Genomic DNA, 21,570 nt, shown 5'->3' on the forward strand with positions numbered 1-21,570 from the left:
TAAGAAGAATAGATTACATTATTTTCAAAAAGTGCTCATAAAACAGGTCTTTAAGATCGAATAATTTTTCTTATATAAATTACATATTTATCCTATATCATATTTTGTCAAATTAATACAATGTAGAATACAACATCATAATGCAGATAGATTATATCAAACAATTAGGAGGCATCGAGATTTGTCACAACACAACAAAGTGAATCCAGCAGATCCAACGACGATACCAAAATTTATTGATCCATTGGAAAAGCCGAAAGTTGCTCGTCCAAAACGTAACCTCAAATATCCACTCAATTCGTACTATGAGCTAGAAATGAAAGAAGCCTACCACCGTTTCCATCGATATTTTCCACTGACGAAAGTTTGGGGATATGATGGGCTTGTTCCGGGGCCGACAATTGAAGCGATGAAAGATAAAACAACGTATGTGAAGTATATTAATAAATTGCCGAAAAAACACTTTCTTCCGGTTGACACAACACTGCATACGGCCAACGATTCACCAGAAGTGCGAACAGTAACGCATTTACATGGCGCTAATGTTTTCTGGGAAAGCGATGGGCACCCTGAATCTTGGTATACACAAAACTATGAATATGTAGGACCAAAATTTAGAAGAGAAGTACACGAATATACAAATCATCAACCTGCAACAACACTATGGTACCATGACCACGCAATGGCCTTAACAAGATTAAATGTGTATGCAGGGCTTGCGGGGTATTATTTGCTGCGTGACTTTATGGAAGAGCGATTACAACTGCCAAGCGGAAAATATGAAATTCCAATGATTATTCAAGATAAATCGTTTAATGAAGACGGATCGCTCTTTTATCCAGATGGACCTCAACCACCTTTCCCTCCAGCCCCTGTTAAACCGTCTATTACAGTAGGACATCTGGGGAACACAATTACTGTCAATGGTAAAGTTTGGCCATACCTTAACGTAGAGCCAAGAAAATACCGATTCCGTATGTTAAATGCATCAAACAGAAGAGGGTATATTTTTAGACTGTCGAACAATCAGCCGATGATTCAATTAGGAACGGATGGTGGATTTTTAACAGCGCCGAATCCAATCAACACAATTGAATTACTGCCAGCTGAAAGAACGGATCTGATTATTGACTTCACCAATCTAGCAGGTCAAACAATTACCCTCATGAATGATGATACAGAATCCGCTCCACCAAATGAGCATACAAGTGTCATTATGCAATTCCGCGTATGTGTCCCACTACAAGGTAAAGATACGAGCGTGATTCCAACAGAAATGGCACCACGTGGAATGGATCTTCATACGGAGCATGCGCATATTGAAAGAGATTTACCATTAACAGCTTCAGTAGATGACTATGGAAGACTCATGCTGATGCTCAATGACAAGATGTATCATGAGCCTGCGACAGAGAAACCATCTTTAGACTCCATTGAAATTTGGAATTTCATTAATACGACACCAATTCCGCATCCAATTCATATCCATTTAATTCAGGGTAAGATTATTGGAAGGAGACCTTTTGACGTGCAAAAGTATTTAAATGAAGGAATCCTTGAAATGGGTGACTTGGAATTGCCGCGTGATTATGAAACGGGCTTTAAAGATGTATTTAAAGCAGATGTCGGCTATGTAACATCGGTCATCATGCATTGGAAAGACTTCACAGGCAACTACATTTGGCACTGTCATTTCTTAGAACATGAAGATCACGATATGATGCGACCAATTACTGTCATCAATGACGCACACCCGGTTCAACTTCCTCATGCAAACGAAGGCCATAACGAAGCGGCACCACCAACTGACAATCCACAAAACAATCAGCTAGCAAACACGTTACTAGCAAAAGATAGCGAACTGTCAGAAAGTGTAGAAGAAACCGATGCTGAAACGAACGATAACAAGGAAGAGGAATAGACGAATTTCATAAAAGATAATTAATGAATTGCATTGTGATGTTGTATACTTCAATCGCCCATCTCTTTAGTGTATCTAGGGAGATGGGTTTTTATTTTGCGGTTACGATATTCGACTGATATAGAATTAAGTGTCATTTACACATATTTTTAAATAAGTCGTATGTCGATTTCGCTATATGTAGATTTGCAGGATGTAACGGATTTCTCCAAAAAATTAGTTGTAATTTCCGAAAAAAATTGTCTATTGGACGAAAAGTATTTGCGGACCCCTTGCAGTAAGTCTGCGCTCTGAAAGTTTGATAAATATGTAAAGATAATTGTAGAAGAATTAACTTTACGAGAGGGGTTCGATTATGTTTAACAAGCAATTTACACCTTATGTAAGAAAAGAAGCATTGTTTTATATTTGGGGATTCGTAGGGAGTTTGTTTCGTTTTTTAATTCCGCTATCTGTTCCTCTTATTCTAAAATACATTTTTGATGTTTTACTCCAAAGTAGTACTTACACAAATGCTGAAAAAGTTGAAAAGTTATTTCTGATTGCGATTTGTATGGTCATCACCTTTTTATTTATTCGCTATCCAATGGAATACGTTAGACAATACTGTATCCATACAGCTAATAATAATATTCTTAAAAAGCTTCGTCAGGATATCTTTGATAAAATTCATTCCCTCGATGCGAAATATTTTACAGAAAATAAAAGCGGGGAAATTGGTACACGTTTTTTTGATGATGTCGAGAAGGTAAAAGGATACTTGACAGCAACATTCGGAAATATTTTCATTGAAATGATTGTGTTGCTCACTGTTGTTGGAATTATGCTCGTACTTAACCCGAAGCTTGCGATGATCTCCATTGTTTTGATAACGATTCAGTTTTTGCTTGCACACTTTTTTTCGAAAAAATTTAAAATCTCTACAAAGAACATGATGAATGAGCGGTCGATTTTAAATGGGTTTATTTTTGAAAAAATTCAAGGCGCATTTATTTCTAAGTTATTTTCTGCTGAAAAACGTGATAAACAGGAATTGAATGAGCGTCTGGGACAATATGAAGTGTTAACCGATAAACAGGCTAAAATTAATGCCCTTTCGTTATCTTCCGTGAATGTATTAATTGATTTTACACCTTTACTTGTAGCGTTTATTGCAAGTTGGTTTGTCATTGAAGGGAATTTAACGGTGGGTAGTCTCATTGCTTTCTTTGCTTATGTAGAAAAAATGCGAAGTCCTGTTGCGGCACTGGTTCAAGCATTTCCAGTCATTACAGAAGGTAGTGTTGCCCTACAGCGAATTTTTGACTTTTTAACTATTGAACAGTCGATTAAGGAAAAAGAACATCCAACTGTTTTAAATTCGTTCCAAAATTCTATTAAATTTAACCATGTTTCATTTTCTTATGATCAGTCTCGTCAGATATTAAATCGGGTTCATTTTACAATCGAAAAAGGAAAAACCTATGCATTTGTTGGTGAAAGTGGCGGGGGGAAAAGCACGATTTTACAGCTCCTTATGCGAATGTACGATGCAAGTTGTGGTGATGTGCTGATCGATGGAGAAAATATTAGAGATTATTCAATTTCCAGTTTGCGAGATCAGATGGGGATCGTCACACAAGATAATTTTTTATATAGCTCATCAATTAAAGAAAACATTAAGTTAGGAAAACCTGATGCAACAGATGAGGAAGTGGAATTAGCAGCAAAGAAAGCTTTTGCGGACGAATTTATCACAAAGTTGCCTAAAGGATATGATACAGAAATCGGTGAAAGAGGAATTAAGCTTTCAGGGGGGCAAAAGCAAAGAATTTCCCTTGCGCGGGTATTTTTAAAAGACCCATCTATTTTAATATTAGATGAGGCGACGAGTGCTCTTGATAATGAAAGTGAAAAGCTCGTGCAACAATCCGTTTTCCAAGTAGGAAGAGATAAAACAGTCATCATGATTGCCCATAGACTTTCGACAATTGTTAATGCTGATACGATTTTTGTTCTTAAAAATGGCGAGATTATCGAAAGTGGAAGTCACCAAAGTTTATTGAACTTAAATGGCTATTACAAAGAACTGCATTCAAAACAAAATGAACTTGAACCGAAAAAGCCGTCTATGAAAAAAGCAAAATTAGTTTCATAATTAGTTTTGGTCTAAAAATGTCCGTAAGCAACTCTGAAACGGGCATTTTTTTATGCTGGCAGGATGATGGTTACTTTTTCAGCGTGACATGTTTCCTCTTATCATTGTGTCGAATTAATTTTCTATTCAGTTACACGCTCATTATGTAAAATGGAATTTAAAGGGAAGTTTATTAGTTAGGTGGTGAGAGGGTGGAGAAAACGAATCATATGAATTGGGAGTTTGAAACGATTACAAAGCATACACAGGATATTCTTATTGTGGTTGATCAAAATCAAATTGTTCAGTTTATAACTCCTTCTTTTGAAACAGTATTAGGTTATCGAATAGAAGAACTTTTGGGAAGAAATGTCTTTGATCCGGTTTTTCCTGAAGACCGGGATCGATTGATTGCCTCACATCGGGAAGTGATCAATCTAAAGGAACCAAAGATGGATGAATACCGCGTTTATCATAAAAATGGTGAAGTCAAATATGTTGAATCACGGGTAATGTTGATTCCCAATGACCCGAATAATCTAGTGGTGGTTAACATTAGAGACATTACGTTACGAAAATCGATGGAAGCTGAGCTTGCAAACCGCAAGAACCGATATCAAGTCTTGCAAAATCAATTAAAAAAATACTCTCAAGATCTATCAATGGTGTTGAAGTTGTCAGATTTAAAAAATAGGTTAATAGAAGAACTTGAAACCGTACTCCCAGAAGCACAACCGTTGATTAGTATTTTTCATCGTGAAACGGAGTCTTTTGAAGGTGATTTCCCAATTGGACTACTATCTTATTTACCAACATTGGCGATAGGTAAAATACAATATGATAATGAGCAGATACATATTTTACTAGGGGAGCGAAAAGAGAAAGCGCACATTCTTACAATCAATGCTTGTTCAATCAAGGAGTCAATGGATTCAATTTGGTTTGAAACATTGATTTTTTATACGGTAATGGTCTTTGAAAGTTTACATGTTATTGAAAATTTAATAAATCAATTGGAAAGTGCCCTTCAAAATAATAAACGTCCACAATGGATGATGCGATTATTGTTTAATTTATCCGAAAAGCAAAGGCTGGAATTATCTAGTGATTTACATGACACGGTATTACACGAACAAATGATACTCTATCGAAACCTTGATGCCATTTTAAAAGAATATAATTTTGAAGGCGAAATTCAAGATCAGCTTAACGGGATTGTAAAAGGGGTATCAGATTCGATTCACCAAATTCAAATGACTTGCCATGAGCTGCGTCCTCCACTGTTACGGGAACTGGGATTATTGAGCTCGTTAGAAAACTTATTTGAATACATGCAAGTATCGTCTACTTTTAAAATCAACTACACAACGGAGATTAGAGAGTCCCTCGTTTTAAACGAAGAAGAAACGATAGGTCTATACCGAATTGTTCAGGAGTTACTAAACAATGCTGGGAAACACTCTCGAGCTAGTAATCTTTATTTTTATATAGAAAATAAAGAGAATAATATTATGCTTCAATACTCAGACGATGGTATAGGATTTGACTCCGAAAAGTTGACGCCTACCTACAAAAGTATTGGTCTATCTGGAATGAGAGAAAGAATTAAAAGCCTTGGAGGTACCATTGAATTTGACACACAGCCTGGAGAAGGCCTTCGCGTTAGACTTGAATTACCGATAACTAGATAAGTTCATTCATAAGAAGATAGATAAGCCACGTAAAAAGTGGTTTATTTTTTTGTTCGAAAATCATGCAGCGAAAGTCTTATATATAGACCTAAGCTACACTAGAAAAAAGCGCCTATCACGCAAGATTTTTTCGGTTCAGGAAAGACAGAATTAAGGTAAACTACTAATACCAAGTTGAAAATAGGTGGTGTTTTTATGAGCTTCAACCAAGAAATGTTTGAAACCATCCTTACTCATACAAGCGATATGCTCCTTATTGTTGATGAAAATCGTCACATTATCTATTCCACCCCAAGTGTATACGAAATTACGGGTTATACACCTGAAGAATTAAATGATGTTGACGTATTTATTATAGTACATCCTGAAGATCGAGAACTGATGATGCATCGACATAAGCACTTATTAGATTCTGGTAAGAGCAACTCTACCGAATATCGTATGGTGCGAAAGAATGGTGAAATTCGTTATTTTGAATGTAAAACTACCCCATTGCCAGGGACTGAAAATTATCTCCAAGTAGTTTCGACAAGAGATGTGACTGAACGAAAACGAATGGAATTAGAACTGGAATATCATAAAAATCGACACGAAGTTTTACAAAATAGTTTAAAAAGTTTCTCAAATGATCTTACGGTCGTAATGAAATTTTCCGATCTTAAGGAGAGGATCGTGAAGGAGCTAGTCACAATCCTTCCAAACTCAAATCCTCAAATTCTAACTGCTATTCCTAACGAACTATCTAATGAACAGGATTTACAAAGCGGTAAAATTGCAAAGCTTTCTAGCAATATTTTTATAAAACTAGGTGAGCGAAAGCAACATCCCTATATTATTTCCCTTGATGCAACTGCTATGAGCGAACCAATGGAATTCATTTGGTTAGAAACCTTTGTAAATTATTCTGTCATGGTTTTTGAAAATCTCAATATGATCGAAAATCTAATGTATCAGCTAGAAACGACGACTCTTAGTAAGGAAACACCACAATGGGTACTACGCATGATGTTTAACCTTCAAGAACAGCAAAGATTGACCTTATCCAGTGATTTACACGATACCGTTTTACAAGACCAAATCGACTTATATCGAAGACTCGAAACGTTATTAAAACGATCTGAACTCAATCAGGAAGCAAAAGTGAAACTAATTGAAATCGAACAAGGGTTGTTAGATATCATTCATTCGATTAGAGCAACTTGTAATGAGTTGCGTCCACCTCTTTTAAGAGAGTTGGGACTTGAAAAATCATTGGAAAATTTGTTTGAGCATGTTCAATTGACGTCTACTTATAGAATCCTTTTTACATCCAAAAATGTCTCCCAGCTATCCATAAGTGAGGAGCAAACCATTGGAATCTACAGAATTGTACAGGAATTTCTTCATTATGCGGAAGAACATTCGAAGGCAAATGTAGTAAATTTCGATCTTTCAGTTGAAAATGAACATTTAAGGCTCGTCTATCGTGATGATGGTCTAACGATGGGTCCTTTGTCACCAAATATGAGAATTACGAGTGCTAGCCAGAGAGCGCAAAGTCTTGGAGGAAAAATGGATTTCACCTCGAGTCATGGAAGTGCGTTTATGGCTACTTTGGAGTTGCCCATCCATCTTGAAAGGAGTTTAGTATAATGGTAAATATTTTAATTGTAGATGACCATTTATCAATCATTGAAGGGACAAAAATGCTATTAGAGCAAGAACCCGATTTTAAGATTACGGTTGAAAATAGTTCATTGAATGCAATGAATCTAATTAAGTTAAAACATTATGATGTCTTGTTATTTGATTTGTACATGCCGCATTTAAACGGACTTGAACTAGCAAAACAAGCACTTGCCTATAATCCTGAGTTAACGGTCTTAATCTATACAGGATTTGATATTAAGCCTCATTTTAATTTGCTTGTGGAAGCGGGTATTTCTGGATTTCTATCAAAAACATCCTCAAGAGATGAGTTAGTGGCAGGTATTCGGAGTGCGTTAAAAAAGCAGGTCATTCTTCCACTTTCTCTAGTTAGAGAACTAAGAAGACCAGGAATCATCTCAGATAGTTCGAGTTCGAATGGGAAAGTAGTGTTAACAGCCAACGAAGAACAAATTTTACTAGAGCTCTCGAAAGGCAAAAGCACTCGCGAAATCGCTGCTACGTTAGCCATGAGTCAAAGATCGTTAGAATATAATTTGACCGCGCTCTATCAAAAGTTTGGTGTACGAACAAGAGTGGATACGATTGCGAAAGCGAAAAGCCTTGGATTAATTCCAGAAGAAGAATTGAAGTAAAAACTATCAGGGATTCCTGGTAGTTTTTTTATTTTTCCTAATAAGTCGCGGAGCACCACAAAATTTTGCGGTGTTCTTCAATTCGTCTGCGGTGTACTTCAAAAAACTGTGCGGTGGTCCTCCAAAAGATGTGCGGTTTCTATGAGGGGATTGTTTCGTAAAATAAAGGTGTAAAGAACAGCAAGCACAATAAAAACACATATCAAATTGGAGGAAAGAAAATGAAAAGGAGTACAAAGATTACGAGTTTCGTTGTGGGTGGAGTGTTGGTTGTATCCTTAGTTTCAGGTGCCTTTTTTACACAAAAGGGATCTGCATCATACGAAGAGGAAACGGTTCAGATAGAAGACATGACAACATATTATAGTTTTTCTGGAACAGTTGATGCAAAAGCGAGACAAAACATCGTTAGTCAAAAGGAAATGCATGTGGAAGAAGTACTTGTAAAAGCAGGAGATCAAGTAAAAACGGGTGATGTGTTAGTCCTTAGTTCAGAAGGTGAGGAAATACGAGCTGAAATTGACGGAGAGGTAGCAGGCGTTTACACGAAAAATAATAGCCATGCCATGAAAGGAACAAGATTAGTTGATATTGTGGATTATAGCAATTTACATGTGAAGGTAAAAGTAGATGAATACGACCTGAAATATGTTGAGGTTGACCAAGAAGTGGATGTGACAATCAACGCTCTTGAAAAGGACATCAAGGGGAAAATATACGCCATTTCAAAAGAAGCGATTAACGAAAACGGAATATCGTATTTTACAGCGATGATCGATTTTGAAAAAGATGAAAGTATTCGAGTGGGTATGAGTGCTGAATCAAAAGTGCTAAAAGATCATGCGACAGGGATTAACACTGTATCGATGAAGGCAATCCAATTTGATAGTAAAAATAAACCTTACGTATTGATTACTTCTGAAGACGGGAAGCCAATTAAACAATATGTTGAAACGGGAATTAACGATGGTACAACAATCGAAGTTAAAAGTGGGTTAGAAGTGGACGATATTGTCATGATCCCAAAAGCTGCTCCAGTGAACAGTGCTGCTGCGATGCATGGAGGAGGCAATCAATAGTGAACGATAACATTTTGACGATGACTGGGATAACGAAGGCCTATCGTATGGGAAATGAAGAACAAATCGTTTTAAAACAAATTGATTTACAAGTAAAGAAAGGCGATTTCCTTGCAGTACTAGGTCCATCTGGTTCAGGGAAATCAACCTTAATGAATATTATCGGCTGTCTTGATTCACCTTCTAGTGGCAACTATGTACTATCGAATCAGCCAATTAACGCATTACATGATAAGGAACTAGCTGCCATAAGAAACAAAGAAATCGGATTTATCTTTCAACAGTTTCAACTACTACCAAGACTAAGTGCCCTACAAAATGTCGAACTTCCCCTAGTTTACGCTGGCATAAATGAAAAGGAACGGAAGAAAAGAGCGAAAGAAATGCTACGTAGAGTGGGACTGGAAGACAAAATACAAAATCGCCCGAATCAGCTTTCTGGTGGTCAGCAACAAAGAGTGGCAATCGCGCGGGCAATGGTCACAGAGCCTACGATTTTACTAGCCGATGAACCAACTGGAGCATTGGATCAAAAAACGGGTCAACAAATTATGGAACTTTTCCAAGAAATTAATCATGAGGGGAAAACCATTGTCATGATTACCCATGATAAAGAAATTGCCAAACACGCAAATCGAATTGTCCATATTTTAGACGGTCAATTGAGGGAGGAGCGGGCGTATGTTTAAAGAAAACCTCAAAATGTCCTGGATGAATGTTATGAACAATAAAATGCGCTCTGTTCTAACAATTTTAGGCATTGTCATTGGTGTTAGCTCAATCATTGCGTTAATTACGATTGGTAAAAGCTCGATGAATGAAATGACAAGTGAATTCGAACTATTTGGAGCAGATAAAATATCCATACAAGTGTTAGGTACACCTTTAAAACAAGGACTGGTTGAAAGTGATATTGAGCGGCTACAAGAAATTGAAAATGTAGAGGGCGTGTCGCCAACGCTTTCTGGAAATACAACCATTGTCGCTTCTGGTGCAGAAAAAACAAACGTGTTAGTACAAGGTAAAAATGATATCTATTTTCTCAAATCAAAAAACCTCGTAGAAACAGGAAGAGGAATTAATCAGTTGGATATCGAGAGTGAAAATAAAGTGAGTCTAATTGGTTCGTCAATTGCCGAAGAGATGTTTTTTGGAGAAGACCCCATTGGTCAAGAGATGATCATTGGGGGCGTTTCATACCGGATTATCGGAACGTTAAAAGAATCCAACAGCTTCTCCGGATCTTCTACAAATGATTCCGTCATAATCCCCTATACAACGTCTATGAGCTTACTTGGAACTGGATATGTATCGAGTGTCGATGTTTATATGAAAAACGCTGTGAATTCAGTGAAGGTAACGGAAGATATAGAAGCGGCATTATCCGAAGCATTTAATGACAAAAAAGAAGCGTTTACAGTGATGAATATGCAGGATATGCTTTCTTCCATTAATAAAATTACAAACATGTTGTCCTTTATGCTTGGCGGGATTGGCTCCATTGCTCTATTAGTCGGTGGTATTGGAATTATGAATATGATGCTAGTATCAGTGACAGAAAGAACAACGGAAATTGGTCTAAGAAAAGCGCTCGGTGCAGAACCAAAACGTATTCAACAACAGTTTTTACTAGAAGCAGTATTCCTATCACTAATAGGGGGGATAATCGGTTTCTTTGGTGGCGTCTTAGTTGCCTATGTAGTGTGTTTGATGATGGGTACGAGTTTAATTCTTACAGCTTCAACGATTTTTTTAGCACTCGGATTCTCAGCAGGCATCGGAATTATCTTTGGGATTGCCCCTGCAAGAAAGGCATCGAAGCTCCATCCAATTGATGCGTTAAGAAGTGTATAGATAAATTTAATAGTTGTTGTGATGTTGAAAATTTGGAGATATGGATTGAATCCGTGAGAAAATCAACAAAAGGCATTCAGAATGAGGTCATTCTGAATGCCTTTTAAGGTTGTATTAGATTCTCGTCCAAAATGTCCTGAAAAGTGTCTTTCATCTTTTGTAAGAATAATAGTCTGAAATTTTAGAAATCTATAATAGTAAATGGTAATATGAATAAGATGGTCGTCTCATATAGGGACTGGCAAGATAATATACATTGTTATCATGTGACTTATACAGAGGGATCTATACGCATTCAACTTCATGGGTACAGAATGATAATAAAAAAGAAGGTGTCTAAATGAAAAATGAGCGTCAAAGCCGGGGATTATTTTTGTCATCAGTGGCAACAGGAGCGATGTTAAATCCTCTTAATTCCTCCATGATTGCACTGGCCATTCCTAATATTCAAAGGGATTTTGGTCTCTCTTATTTGACGATTTCTTGGTTAATTACGTCATTTTATTTAGCGAGTGCTGTGACGCAACCGATCGCTGGAAAACTCGGTGATTTGATTGGTCGAAGGAAACTGTTTTTAGGGGGACTCATTTTAGTCGCGATCTCTGCTATGGGCGCTCCTTTTGCTCCATTTTTTGCACTTTTAATTATCATGCGGCTATTCCAAGCAGTCGGCAGCGGAGCTATTTATCCCGCGGGAATTGGCATGATTCGTGACCATATTCATGAACGACAGGGAGCTGCACTTGGATTCATTTCTTTAACGATGTCCGCCATGGCCGCGCTGGGACCTACAATCGGAGGTTTTCTGATCGATTGGGGAGATTGGCCAGCCACTTTTTTAGTCAATATACCCGTTCTGTTGTTATGCTTTTTACTCGGGTGGTTTGTATTGCCAAAGGATGAAGCCAGAGAGAAATTGACTCTCCAACAATTGATTCAAAAAATGGATTTATCAGGTATCTTGTTGTTTTCCGTTGGGGTTGTTGGTCTCCTTTTATTTTTATTATCCCTTAAAGCAACGGTGAATTATGTGGCAGGGATTATAGGCGTAATCTCCTTAGTATTATTTATTTGGCATGAACTGAAAACAAACATCCCATTTATTGATATTCGATTATTTCGTTCCAATCGGAAATTATCTTTAGTCTTTTTACAATACATTGTTCTGAATTTTATTTACTATAGCTTATTTTTTGGCTTGCCGAGTTATTTTCAAGATGGGCTGCATTTAAGTGTAGCGTATAGTGGTTTGTTAATGCTTTTAGTAACAGGAATGGGCATTATTACAGCACCGTTAGTCGGTCGTTGGATTGATAAATCAGGTGTGAATATACCTATTTTGACAGGGAATATGTTAATTGTTCTTGGTGCTGTATTACTTTGGATATTCTTTGATCATGTACCGGTGATCGTCATGTTGTTAATCGTTTCCCTTATTGCAGCTGGGTGTAGTTTTGGAAATGTGACATTGCAAGTTGCCATGCTTGAAGCAAGTCCAGCTAACATTGTTGGCGTATCAACTGGATTGTATCAAACGTGTCGGCACTTTGGTTCTATTCTTTCTGCCGTTGCACTTGGGTTAATATTTGGCGCCCAATTTAATCCAGAGCATTTCACAACATTAATTATTGTATTCATTGTGGCAGGTGTCGTTGTTGTCCTACTAGGGATGAGCTATTCGAGAATTAAACCTGAATCGGCAAAAGCTTAATTCAGTCCAATTAAAGTAAAACGTTTTCATTTTAAAGAGTCTTCAGTATAATAATGGAAACTAATAATCTTCTAAGAAAAGCATAAGTTAATACATTTTTTCATCGCATTCGTATTTACATTTATTTTCTTCATTATCAAATAAGAAATAAAGGAGCAATGTATGAAAAGTATTAAACTAAATGACTTATTAACGATTCGTCAAGAAAATGAATTATGGTTTGCCAACAACGAACGTTCAGTTTTTGTATCAACGAGAGCTTTCGGAGCGATGCAACGGGATTTAATCGAAAATATGGGGATTAATCGATTAAAGGCTTTTTTCTTTAAGTATGGTTTTCAATTGGGTTTGGAAGATGCCGAAGATGTCGTAGAAAACAATCAGTCGTTGAGCTTAATGGAACAGATTGAACTTGGTCCGATTATTCATGCCTTAAAAGGGTATACGAAATCCCGTATAACTGAAAAGGAACTTAAAGTAGAAGGAAACAAAGTGACATCCTTTTATCTCAAAGGTGTTTGGGAAAATTCCTATGAAGCCGAACAACATCTTAAAAATTTTGGAAATCGGCAAGGACCAGTTTGTTATACGTTAACGGGCTATGCAACAGGTTATATAAAGGCTATCCTTGGGGAAGACGTCTTCTTTAAAGAATTGCAATGCCAAGGAGATGGTGCCCCCTGTTGTGTTTGGGAAGGACGTTTATTATCAGAATGGAAACAAGAAGCCGCGGAATTCTTTTCTTATAGTAAGGAGCTACCGATTTTAAAGGAACTAGAACAAACAAATGAAAAGCTCATCATGGAAAGAAATAATTTAGCATTTGTATCGAAAACGTATAATGACTTGACCAATGAGTTAATCAAGGGGAATAATATCGATTCAATTCTACACATTTTATATAAACAAAATCAGTTACCGATCGTGATCGAGGATAGTCGGCAACATGTTATTGCTTATAAAGGAATCACTCCCCAAGAATTCATATCCATAGGAAGTGAATTATCAGAGTTTTCAGTCGGAAGGGGTTGCCATACAAAAGTTAAGATATTTACCTTTAAAAATGGAATTAGTCTGAAAACGCCTATTTATCTTCTAGGTCAAATTGTTGGACATTGTTATTTCATTTATGACAAAGAAAGAATCCCTAATTATGAAATTGACTCTATGATTCTCGACCGCTTAGCATCCATTTGCTCACTGCTATTTTTAAAAGAAAAAACGGAGATAGAATCAATGGAACAGGTGAAGGGGCATTTCCTTGAAGAAATCATTAGTGGGAAATATACAAAACAAGAGATTACGAGGAAAGCAGATTTTATTCAATTAGATCTTTCGGATGCCTTTTATGTGGTGACGTTAAACTACAAATTTTTAAATGCAAATGCCGAAAAGGAATTCACTCTCTATAAAAAAACGTTTGAAATGGTCTCCACGTATTTTCGTGAAGAAAAAAACCTCAATATATTAATTGGCCAACAACCTGAAAGTTTAATTCTCCTCATTACTGAAAAACAAGTACATCAACAACACATCGAAAAAGTAATTAAGACCTTAATTGCCTATTTAAAAAAGCACATTAAAAATGCATTATTTTTAGCAGGGATCAGCTCGAAAAATAGCAATATAGTAGAAGCGAGGGGGGCATTGGACGAAGTACGTTCAGCAGTACGACTTTCTTCAAGGGATCAACCAATCACCCTTTTTAGTGATTTAGGTGTGCTCGGGATTTTAATCAATAACGAAAATGAACAAGCTATTAAAAAAATCATTCGAGAGCAACTTGGCGTATTGTATGAAAATATCGATGACAATAAGCTCGATTTACTTGAAACGTTATACCATTTTCTTGAACAAGGTGGAAATTTAGATCAAACAGCGGACCATTTAGCACTATCAAAAAGCGGACTTCGTTATCGCCTAAACAAAATTACAACTATTCTTGATTGTGATTTACGCAATCCACAGAAGCAATTTCAGCTCATGATGGCACTAAAAGCATTTAAGATTGTAGAACATGATCGAATTAAACAGCTTCAAATAGAATAACTAGTCTTGCCATATAGAAGCTTTTCATTTATTAGACTACCTAATTGGGTTCATCCAGTAGGTAGTCTTTTTTATGTGAAACTGACATACGATGGCAGTTTTTAGAAATAAATCTAGCACCTTATGTCATTGTTTAGAATTTTCAGATAAATTACTATAAATATAGTGATTGACGTAATAATCACCTTAACGTAGTAACTATCATTTGAATGGAGTTGAGGGAATGTACACAGGTAAAGAATATTTGGAAAGCTTGAATGACGGAAGGGTAGTTTATTTAAACGGGGAACGGATTAAGGATGTGACAACTCATCCGGCGTACCGAAATGCTGCTCGTTCATATGCAAGAATGTACGATGCTCTACATGATCCAGCGACACGTGATATTTTAACGACAACTACTGAATTTGGTGATCGAACACATAAATTTTTCAAAACGCCTACCAGTGCGCAAGATTTACTAGGGGCACGAGATGCGATTGCACAGTGGGCAAAGTTAAGTTATGGGTTCATGGGAAGAACACCGGATTACAAAGCGTCTTTCACTGGGAGTTTAAATGCGTTTAGTCATTTTTACGAAGGATTTGAAGACAACGCAAAAGCCTGGTACAAAAAAGCAACAAAAGAATTACCATTCATTAATCATACCATTATTAATCCGCAAGTGGATCGTTCAAAACCTTTACATGAGAATAAGGATGTTTTTGTACGTGCAGTTGCCGAGCGTGATGACGGCATTATTGTAAGCGGTGCCAAAATGGTTGGTACAGCTTCAGCATTAACTCATTATAACTTTGTTGCCAACTATGGACCGAAAGATTTGGGTGGGGGCGATGATAGTCATGCACTAATCTTCTTCGTACCAATGAATGCTGAAGGGGTTAGTATGATTAGCCGCCAATCCTATGAGTTAAATGCTCATCAAAACGGAACACCATTTGATTATCCATTATCCAGTCGTTTTGATGAAAATGATGCGGTGATTGTGCTCGATAATGTATTCATCCCTTGGGAAAATGTGTTGGCTTACCGAAATGTTGAAGTGTCAAATAATTTTGTAGCAGGAAGCGGCTTCGTACCACGTTTCACGTTCCATGGATGTACACGTCTTGCAGTGAAATTAGATTTCATGACAGGACTGTTATTAAAAGCAACAGAAGGCGCGGGAACGAAAAACTTCCGTGGCGTTCAATCAAAAATTGGCGAAGTGGTTGCTTTACGAAATATGTTCTGGGGGCTTTCGACTGCAATGGCAACAGACCCTGAACCAGGACCAAATGGCTTGGTGATTCCAAACTCATATTCTAGTGCTGCTTACCGTGCTTTGGCGCCTGGAGCATGGGTGAAAGTGAAGAATATCTTTGAACAAGTTGTAGCAGGTGGATTGATTCAACTACCTTCTAGTTCAAAGGATTTCCTCAATGAAGATTTAAAACCTTACCTAGATACGTATTACCGCGGTACTGGAATTGGTGCGGAAGAACGTGTGAAGTTATTGAAAATGGTTTGGGATACAATCGGTACTGAATTTGGTGGGCGCCATGAATTATATGAAGTGAACTATGCTGGAAACCATGAAAACATCAATATGGAAGCATTATTCCACTTCGAAGCAACGGGTGCAGCCCAGCAACAAATAAAATTTGTTGACTCTGCATTAAACGATTATGACCTTCATGGTTGGACAAATAGCACTTGGGCAGAGGTATCGGGATCAAAATCTGTTATTAAATCTTAAATCATTATAGGAGGGGATACCATGGACGATCGACAATTTCGCCAAGCTATGGGGAACTTCGCTACGGGTGTCACGGTTATCACGACGGAAATTGAGGGAGAACAACACGGCATGACAGCAAATGCCTTTATGTCGGTTTCCCTTGAACCGAAGCTTGTGGTGATTTCCATAGGGGAAAAAGCTCAGATGCTTGGAAAAATTAAAGAGAGTAAAAAGTTTGCTATTAACGTTTTATCGGATGTCCAACAAGAATATTCGATGTTATTTGCTGGTCAAATAAAAGAACCGCGAACAGTTAACTTTGATTCTCTTGCAGGACTTCCTGTATTAACAGGGGCCATCGCTCAAGTAGCTTGCGAAGTTGTAAGTGAACATGTCGAAGGGGACCATACTTTATTTATTGGGAAGGTACTCGATTTTAAGGTTGAAGAGGGAGACCCACTTTTGTTCTTTAAAGGGAAATACCGCTCTTTATTACCTGAAATGAGTTTTATAAACAAATAATAAATCAAATGGGGGAATTGATATGACATTAAACCAAGAACAAATTTTTGATGTAGCGCAATTAGCACACGTGGAGCTTTTATCTCCAAAGCTTGAACAATCTGTTGAGTTTTTCACGAAATTTTTAGGGATGGAAGTAACAGCTCGCTCTGAAAAATCCGTTTACCTTCGTGCGTATGAAGACTTCTATCATAATACATTAATTATCACAGAATCAGATCAAGCTGGTGTTGGTCATGTTGCTTGGCGTGCTACTTCTCCACAAGCACTTGAACGTCGAGTAAATGAAATTGAAAAAACAGGATTAGGTATTGGTTGGATTGAAGGGGATATCGGACATGGGAAGGCGTATCGATTTACAAACCCTGATGGCCATTTAATGGAGATTCTATGGGAAGTTGACTACTATGACGTGGAAGAAAGTCAAAGATCCAAATTATTAAATCGACCATCTAAACGTCCAGCTAATGGTGTGCCAGTTCGACGCTTAGATCATATTAACCTGATGACATCCAATCCAAAAGCGGATACAGACTTTATGATTGATACGTTAGGTTTCCGTTTGAGAGAGCAAATTCAAGATAATGGCCATGTGTTAGGAAGCTGGATTAGTGTTTCGAACCTTGTACACGAAATTGCTTATATGCAAGAACCAAATGCAGCAAAAGGGAAACTACATCACCTTTGCTACTGGTATGGCGTTCCACAAAACCTTTATGATGTGGCAGATTTACTGAAAGACCATGATGTGAAAATTGAAGTGCCGCCAAATAAGCACGGAATTAGCCAAGCATTTTGTATGTATGTGCATGAGCCAGGTGGTAACCGTATCGAATTGTTTGGTGATACAGGTTATATCATTACGGACCCAGCATGGAAACCAGTAATTTGGGATATGAAGGATGTTCCAGGAAACGGTGATACATGGATTGGAACGGATTTCCCAGAATCTTGGTGGACACAAGGAACGCCACTAACATCCAATGAGGCGGTTAAAGAAGAAGTTTTATAAACCTAATTACTTGAGTACTAGAATAGTGGGGTGAAGTTTTGCCAAAAGTAAAAGTAGCCATACTAGGGTCTGGAAATATCGGGACAGACCTAATGTATAAAATATTAAAGAATGATGGGAATATGGAGTTAGCCTTAGTCGCAGGGATTGATCCGAAATCGGAGGGGCTAGCCAGAGCAAGGGAAAAGGGCATTGCGACAAGTCATTGTGGAATCGATGAGATTTTAGAAGACTCGGAGATTAAGATTGTATTTGATGCAACAAGCGCGAAAGCCCATCAATTAAATGCGCCAAAATTAAAAGAACACGGGAAATTTGCCGTAGATATGACTCCCGCAGCTGTTGGGCCCTTTGTGGTTCCAACAGTCAATCTACACGAACATCTGGAAGAAACGAATGTCAATTTGATTTCTTGTGGTGGTCAGGCAACAACGCCCCTTGTTCATGCGGTCAATCGCGTAGTGCCTGTTTATTATGCAGAAGTCATCGCGACTGCCGCAAGTTTATCGATTGGACCAGGAACAAGGCAAAATGTGGATGAGTTTGTTCGCACAACAGCTAGTGCAGTGCAACAAATTGGTGGAGCGAAAATAGCAAGAGCAATTCCTGTTTTCAATCCAGCACAACCACCAATTAATATGACAAATTCTGTTTATGCTGTGATTAAAGAGGAATTTGATGAAAGCGCGGTCATTGAATCCGTTGAATCCATTGCAAATGAAATCTCGAAGTATGTTCCTGGCTACCGTTTAAAAGGAACGCCAATTGTAGATTATCGTGAAACTCCTTGGGGTCGCTTACCAACTGTTGTCATTATGAATGAAGTCGTTGGAGCGGGAGACTTTTTCCCTACGTATGCTGGAAACTTGGATATTATGACGGCATCAGCTTACCAAGTGGGGGATGTCTATGCAGCACATTTACTTAGTGTGAAGGAGGGGGCACGATGAACATACCGAGATTGACTGATACAACATTAAGAGACGGTGACCATGCCATTAGCCATAGCTATACACCACAACAAGTACAAGCTATCGTAAAGGATTTAGATGAAGCCGGTGTACCTGTTATTGAAGTAAGTCATGGATCGGGTTTAAATGGTTCAACCATTCAGCAAGGGTTTTCCAAGCATTCAGAATTAGAATTAATAAAAGTGGCGGTGCAAACCGCCAAAAATGCGAAAATCGCTTCTTTATTCGTTCCAGGTATAGGGACGAGTGAAGAGTTAAAACAAGCAGCAGAAATAGGCATTTCTATTATACGTATTGCAGTTCATTGTACAGAAGCCGACGTGACGGAGCAGTATTTCCGCTTAGCAAAAGAGTTGGGGCTTGAAACGGTTGGCTTCCTTATGATGTCACACACTCAGCCTGCAAGTGTACTTGTAGAGCAAGCAAAGTTAATGGAATCCTATGGTGCCGATTGTGTTTATGTTGTTGACTCTGCAGGTGCCCTCGTTCAAAGTGGTGTTCGAGAAAGAGTGTCTGCTTTAAAAGAAGCATTGTCCATTGAAGTAGGATTCCATGCGCACAATAACCTTGGCCTAGCAATCGGAAATACATTGACGGCGCTTGAATGTGGGGCTGATCAAATTGATGGAACATTGAGAGGACTTGGAGCAGGCGCAGGAAATGCACAAACAGAAGTGCTTGTTGCGGTCTTGAACAAAATGAAGATTGAAACGGGCATCAATCTAGCTATTTTAATGGATGCAGCAGAAGAAAAGGTAGCACCACTTATGCAGTCTCCGATTGTTATCGATCGTGACAACCTATCAAGTGGCTATGCGGGAGTTTATAATAGCTTCCTTTTACATGTGAAACACGCTGCAGAAAAGTTTGGTGTTGGTGTAGCAGAAATCATGGAGGAACTAGGGAAAAGGCAAACCATCGCCGGTCAAGAGGATTGGATTATCGATGTGGCCGTAGAACTAGCGAGCAAAAAAGGGATTAAAGTTTAGTGCAAAGGTAAGGAGGAAACAGTTATGTCGGTTATTCAAGAAGCTGCCATACGCCTATTAGAAGCAGAGGAAACAAAACAGGTGATTGAGCCGTTAACTGTTTCCTATCCAGGGATTACAGTTGATGAAGCTTATCATACACAATTAGAGATCATCCGTCAAAAAGTTGAAAATGGCGGAGTGATCGTTGGGAAAAAAATTGGCGCAACAAGCAAAGCAATCCAAAATATGTTTGGTGTCAACCAGCCTGACTACGGTCATCTACTAGCAGATATGATGTTTGTTGAAGGGGAAGAAATATCTCTCCAAAACTACATTCAACCAAAAGTAGAATTTGAGATTGCTTTTATTTTAAAAAAGGATTTAAAAGGTCCGAATGTTTCGATTCTAGATGTCATTGATGCGACGGATTACATTGTTCCGGCAATTGAAGTGATTGATAGTCGAATTGAAGATTGGAAAATTAAATTTGAAGATACCGTAGCAGACAACGGATCATCCGCTAGTGCAATTATCGGTGGAAAACCAACAAAACTAGAGGGAATCGATCTTACTCGGATTGGCATGGTAGCTTACCAAAACGGTGAAATGATTGACACAGGCGCAGGGGCAGCTGTTCTTGGAAATCCACTTCGAGCTGTGGCATGGTTAGCGAATTCATTAAGTAAATACGACGTCTCGCTAAATGCAGGAGAAATTATTCTTTCAGGTGCATTAACACGTGCAGTAGAAGTGAAGAAAAACGATACGTTCACGGCGGAGTTTGCCCATATTGGTTCAGTTACAGCTTCGTTTAAATAGAGTGAATCCTCTTACGTAATGGGAGGATATGAAAGGAAACTAGGTGATCACATGATTCAAACAAATACAATTGATCAAATTGCGTTTGAGCTGTTTCAAGCTGAAAAACAGAAAAAAGCAGTTGGTAAGTTTGTTGATCAGTATCCTGAACTAGACGAAGCATTCGCTTACGAAGTGCAGGAACGATTAATTGACATGAAGTGTAAAGAAGAAAACACAAAAAGAATCGGTCGAAAACTGGGACTAACAAGTAAAGCAAAACAAGAGATGATGGGTGTTCATGAGCCATCATACGGCGTTTTGCTTGAAAGTATGCAGCTGTTTGAGGGGGACAAAATTTCCCTTACCCCTTTCATCCATCCAAAATTGGAGCCAGAAATCGCCTTTATTTTTGACAAAGAATTAAAGGGACCACATGTGACAGTAGCAGATGTACTTAATGCAACGAAATTTATTGCACCTGCCGTTGAACTGATTGATAGCAGGTTCCATGGCTTCAGTTTTACATTACAAGATGCAGTGGCAGATAATTCTTCCTCCTCCCGTTTTATTATTGGTGAAAAGTTTTATTCACCAAAGGATTTTGATTTGAAATTAATGGGGATGGTATTTAAACAAAATGGCGAAGTAGTTGCGACAGGTGCGGGTGCAGCGGTGATGGGTCATCCAGCGAGAGCGATCGCATGGTTAGCCAACCGATTATATAAGGTAGGACAAAGTATTCAACCGGGCGAAATCGTGCTAAGTGGTTCTTTATCGGCAGCCATCAAAATAGAACCAGGTGACCATTTCTCAGCTGAATTTGACGGTATTGGGTCAGTTGAGGCGAGATTTACCGAATAAATTGAATGG

17 protein-coding genes are annotated in these 21,570 nt (G+C 38.1%); all 17 read left to right on the forward strand.

Features of this window, described 5'->3' with window-relative positions:
• Nucleotides 1–181 precede the first annotated feature (181 nt).
• The 17 genes from EK386_RS14545 (at nucleotide 182) to EK386_RS14625 (ending at nucleotide 21,561) form a co-directional block, all read left to right on the forward strand.
• A complete protein-coding gene (locus EK386_RS14545; RefSeq protein WP_126659909.1) occupies nucleotides 182–1,921 on the forward strand; it encodes a multicopper oxidase family protein in 1,740 nt (579 codons plus the stop codon).
• 355 nt (nucleotides 1,922–2,276) lie between these two features.
• Nucleotides 2,277–4,058, forward strand: a complete 1,782-nt coding sequence (locus tag EK386_RS14550) for an ABC transporter ATP-binding protein (protein ID WP_126659910.1) — start codon at nucleotides 2,277–2,279, stop codon at nucleotides 4,056–4,058.
• A 191-nt stretch (nucleotides 4,059–4,249) separates the two neighbouring features.
• Entirely contained in the window at nucleotides 4,250–5,728 is a 1,479-nt protein-coding gene (locus tag EK386_RS14555; protein WP_126659911.1) for a PAS domain-containing sensor histidine kinase, read from the forward strand.
• A 195-nt stretch (nucleotides 5,729–5,923) separates the two neighbouring features.
• Entirely contained in the window at nucleotides 5,924–7,360 is a 1,437-nt protein-coding gene (locus EK386_RS14560; protein ID WP_126659912.1) for a PAS domain S-box protein, read from the forward strand.
• Nucleotides 7,360–8,010, forward strand: a complete 651-nt coding sequence (locus tag EK386_RS14565; protein ID WP_126659913.1) for a response regulator transcription factor — start codon at nucleotides 7,360–7,362, stop codon at nucleotides 8,008–8,010. The genes EK386_RS14560 and EK386_RS14565 overlap by 1 nt, the downstream gene beginning before the upstream one ends.
• A 221-nt stretch (nucleotides 8,011–8,231) precedes the next feature.
• Entirely contained in the window at nucleotides 8,232–9,089 is an 858-nt protein-coding gene (locus EK386_RS14570; protein WP_126659914.1) for an efflux RND transporter periplasmic adaptor subunit, read from the forward strand.
• Nucleotides 9,089–9,778 carry an ABC transporter ATP-binding protein gene (locus tag EK386_RS14575; RefSeq protein ID WP_281274269.1) on the forward strand — a complete coding sequence of 230 codons (690 nt, stop codon included), beginning with the start codon at nucleotides 9,089–9,091 and terminating at the stop codon, nucleotides 9,776–9,778. Before EK386_RS14570 ends, EK386_RS14575 begins: the two co-directional genes overlap by 1 nt.
• The gene (locus tag EK386_RS14580; RefSeq protein ID WP_126659915.1) at nucleotides 9,771–10,943 is read left to right on the forward strand and encodes an ABC transporter permease; all 1,173 of its coding nucleotides are present in this window, start codon (nucleotides 9,771–9,773) and stop codon (nucleotides 10,941–10,943) included. Before EK386_RS14575 ends, EK386_RS14580 begins: the two co-directional genes overlap by 8 nt.
• A 340-nt stretch (nucleotides 10,944–11,283) precedes the next feature.
• Nucleotides 11,284–12,654 carry an MFS transporter gene (locus EK386_RS14585; protein ID WP_126659916.1) on the forward strand — a complete coding sequence of 457 codons (1,371 nt, stop codon included), beginning with the start codon at nucleotides 11,284–11,286 and terminating at the stop codon, nucleotides 12,652–12,654.
• Nucleotides 12,655–12,816: 162 nt separating this feature from the next.
• Entirely contained in the window at nucleotides 12,817–14,703 is a 1,887-nt protein-coding gene (locus EK386_RS14590; RefSeq protein ID WP_126659917.1) for a helix-turn-helix domain-containing protein, read from the forward strand.
• 223 nt (nucleotides 14,704–14,926) lie between these two features.
• On the forward strand, nucleotides 14,927–16,441 hold the full coding sequence (locus EK386_RS14595; RefSeq protein ID WP_126659918.1) for a 4-hydroxyphenylacetate 3-hydroxylase family protein: 1,515 nt from the start codon (nucleotides 14,927–14,929) through the stop codon (nucleotides 16,439–16,441).
• Nucleotides 16,442–16,462: 21 nt separating this feature from the next.
• The gene (locus EK386_RS14600; protein WP_126659919.1) at nucleotides 16,463–16,945 is read left to right on the forward strand and encodes a flavin reductase family protein; all 483 of its coding nucleotides are present in this window, start codon (nucleotides 16,463–16,465) and stop codon (nucleotides 16,943–16,945) included.
• A gap of 22 nt (nucleotides 16,946–16,967) precedes the next feature.
• A complete protein-coding gene (locus EK386_RS14605) occupies nucleotides 16,968–17,957 on the forward strand; it encodes a catechol 2,3-dioxygenase (protein WP_126659920.1) in 990 nt (329 codons plus the stop codon).
• Between the two features lie 38 nt (nucleotides 17,958–17,995).
• Complete coding sequence (locus EK386_RS14610; RefSeq protein WP_126659921.1) at nucleotides 17,996–18,907, forward strand: acetaldehyde dehydrogenase (acetylating); 912 nt, start codon at nucleotides 17,996–17,998, stop codon at nucleotides 18,905–18,907.
• Nucleotides 18,904–19,917, forward strand: a complete 1,014-nt coding sequence (gene dmpG, locus EK386_RS14615; RefSeq protein WP_126659922.1) for a 4-hydroxy-2-oxovalerate aldolase — start codon at nucleotides 18,904–18,906, stop codon at nucleotides 19,915–19,917. Before EK386_RS14610 ends, dmpG begins: the two co-directional genes overlap by 4 nt.
• A gap of 24 nt (nucleotides 19,918–19,941) precedes the next feature.
• On the forward strand, nucleotides 19,942–20,718 hold the full coding sequence (locus tag EK386_RS14620; RefSeq protein ID WP_126659923.1) for a 2-keto-4-pentenoate hydratase: 777 nt from the start codon (nucleotides 19,942–19,944) through the stop codon (nucleotides 20,716–20,718).
• 51 nt (nucleotides 20,719–20,769) lie between these two features.
• On the forward strand, nucleotides 20,770–21,561 hold the full coding sequence (locus tag EK386_RS14625) for a 2-keto-4-pentenoate hydratase (protein WP_126659924.1): 792 nt from the start codon (nucleotides 20,770–20,772) through the stop codon (nucleotides 21,559–21,561).
• Nucleotides 21,562–21,570: the final 9 nt, after the last annotated feature.

Origin of the sequence: Lysinibacillus antri, from assembly GCF_003977595.1 — a bacterium.
Lineage (GTDB): Bacteria > Bacillota > Bacilli > Bacillales_A > Planococcaceae > Ureibacillus > Ureibacillus antri.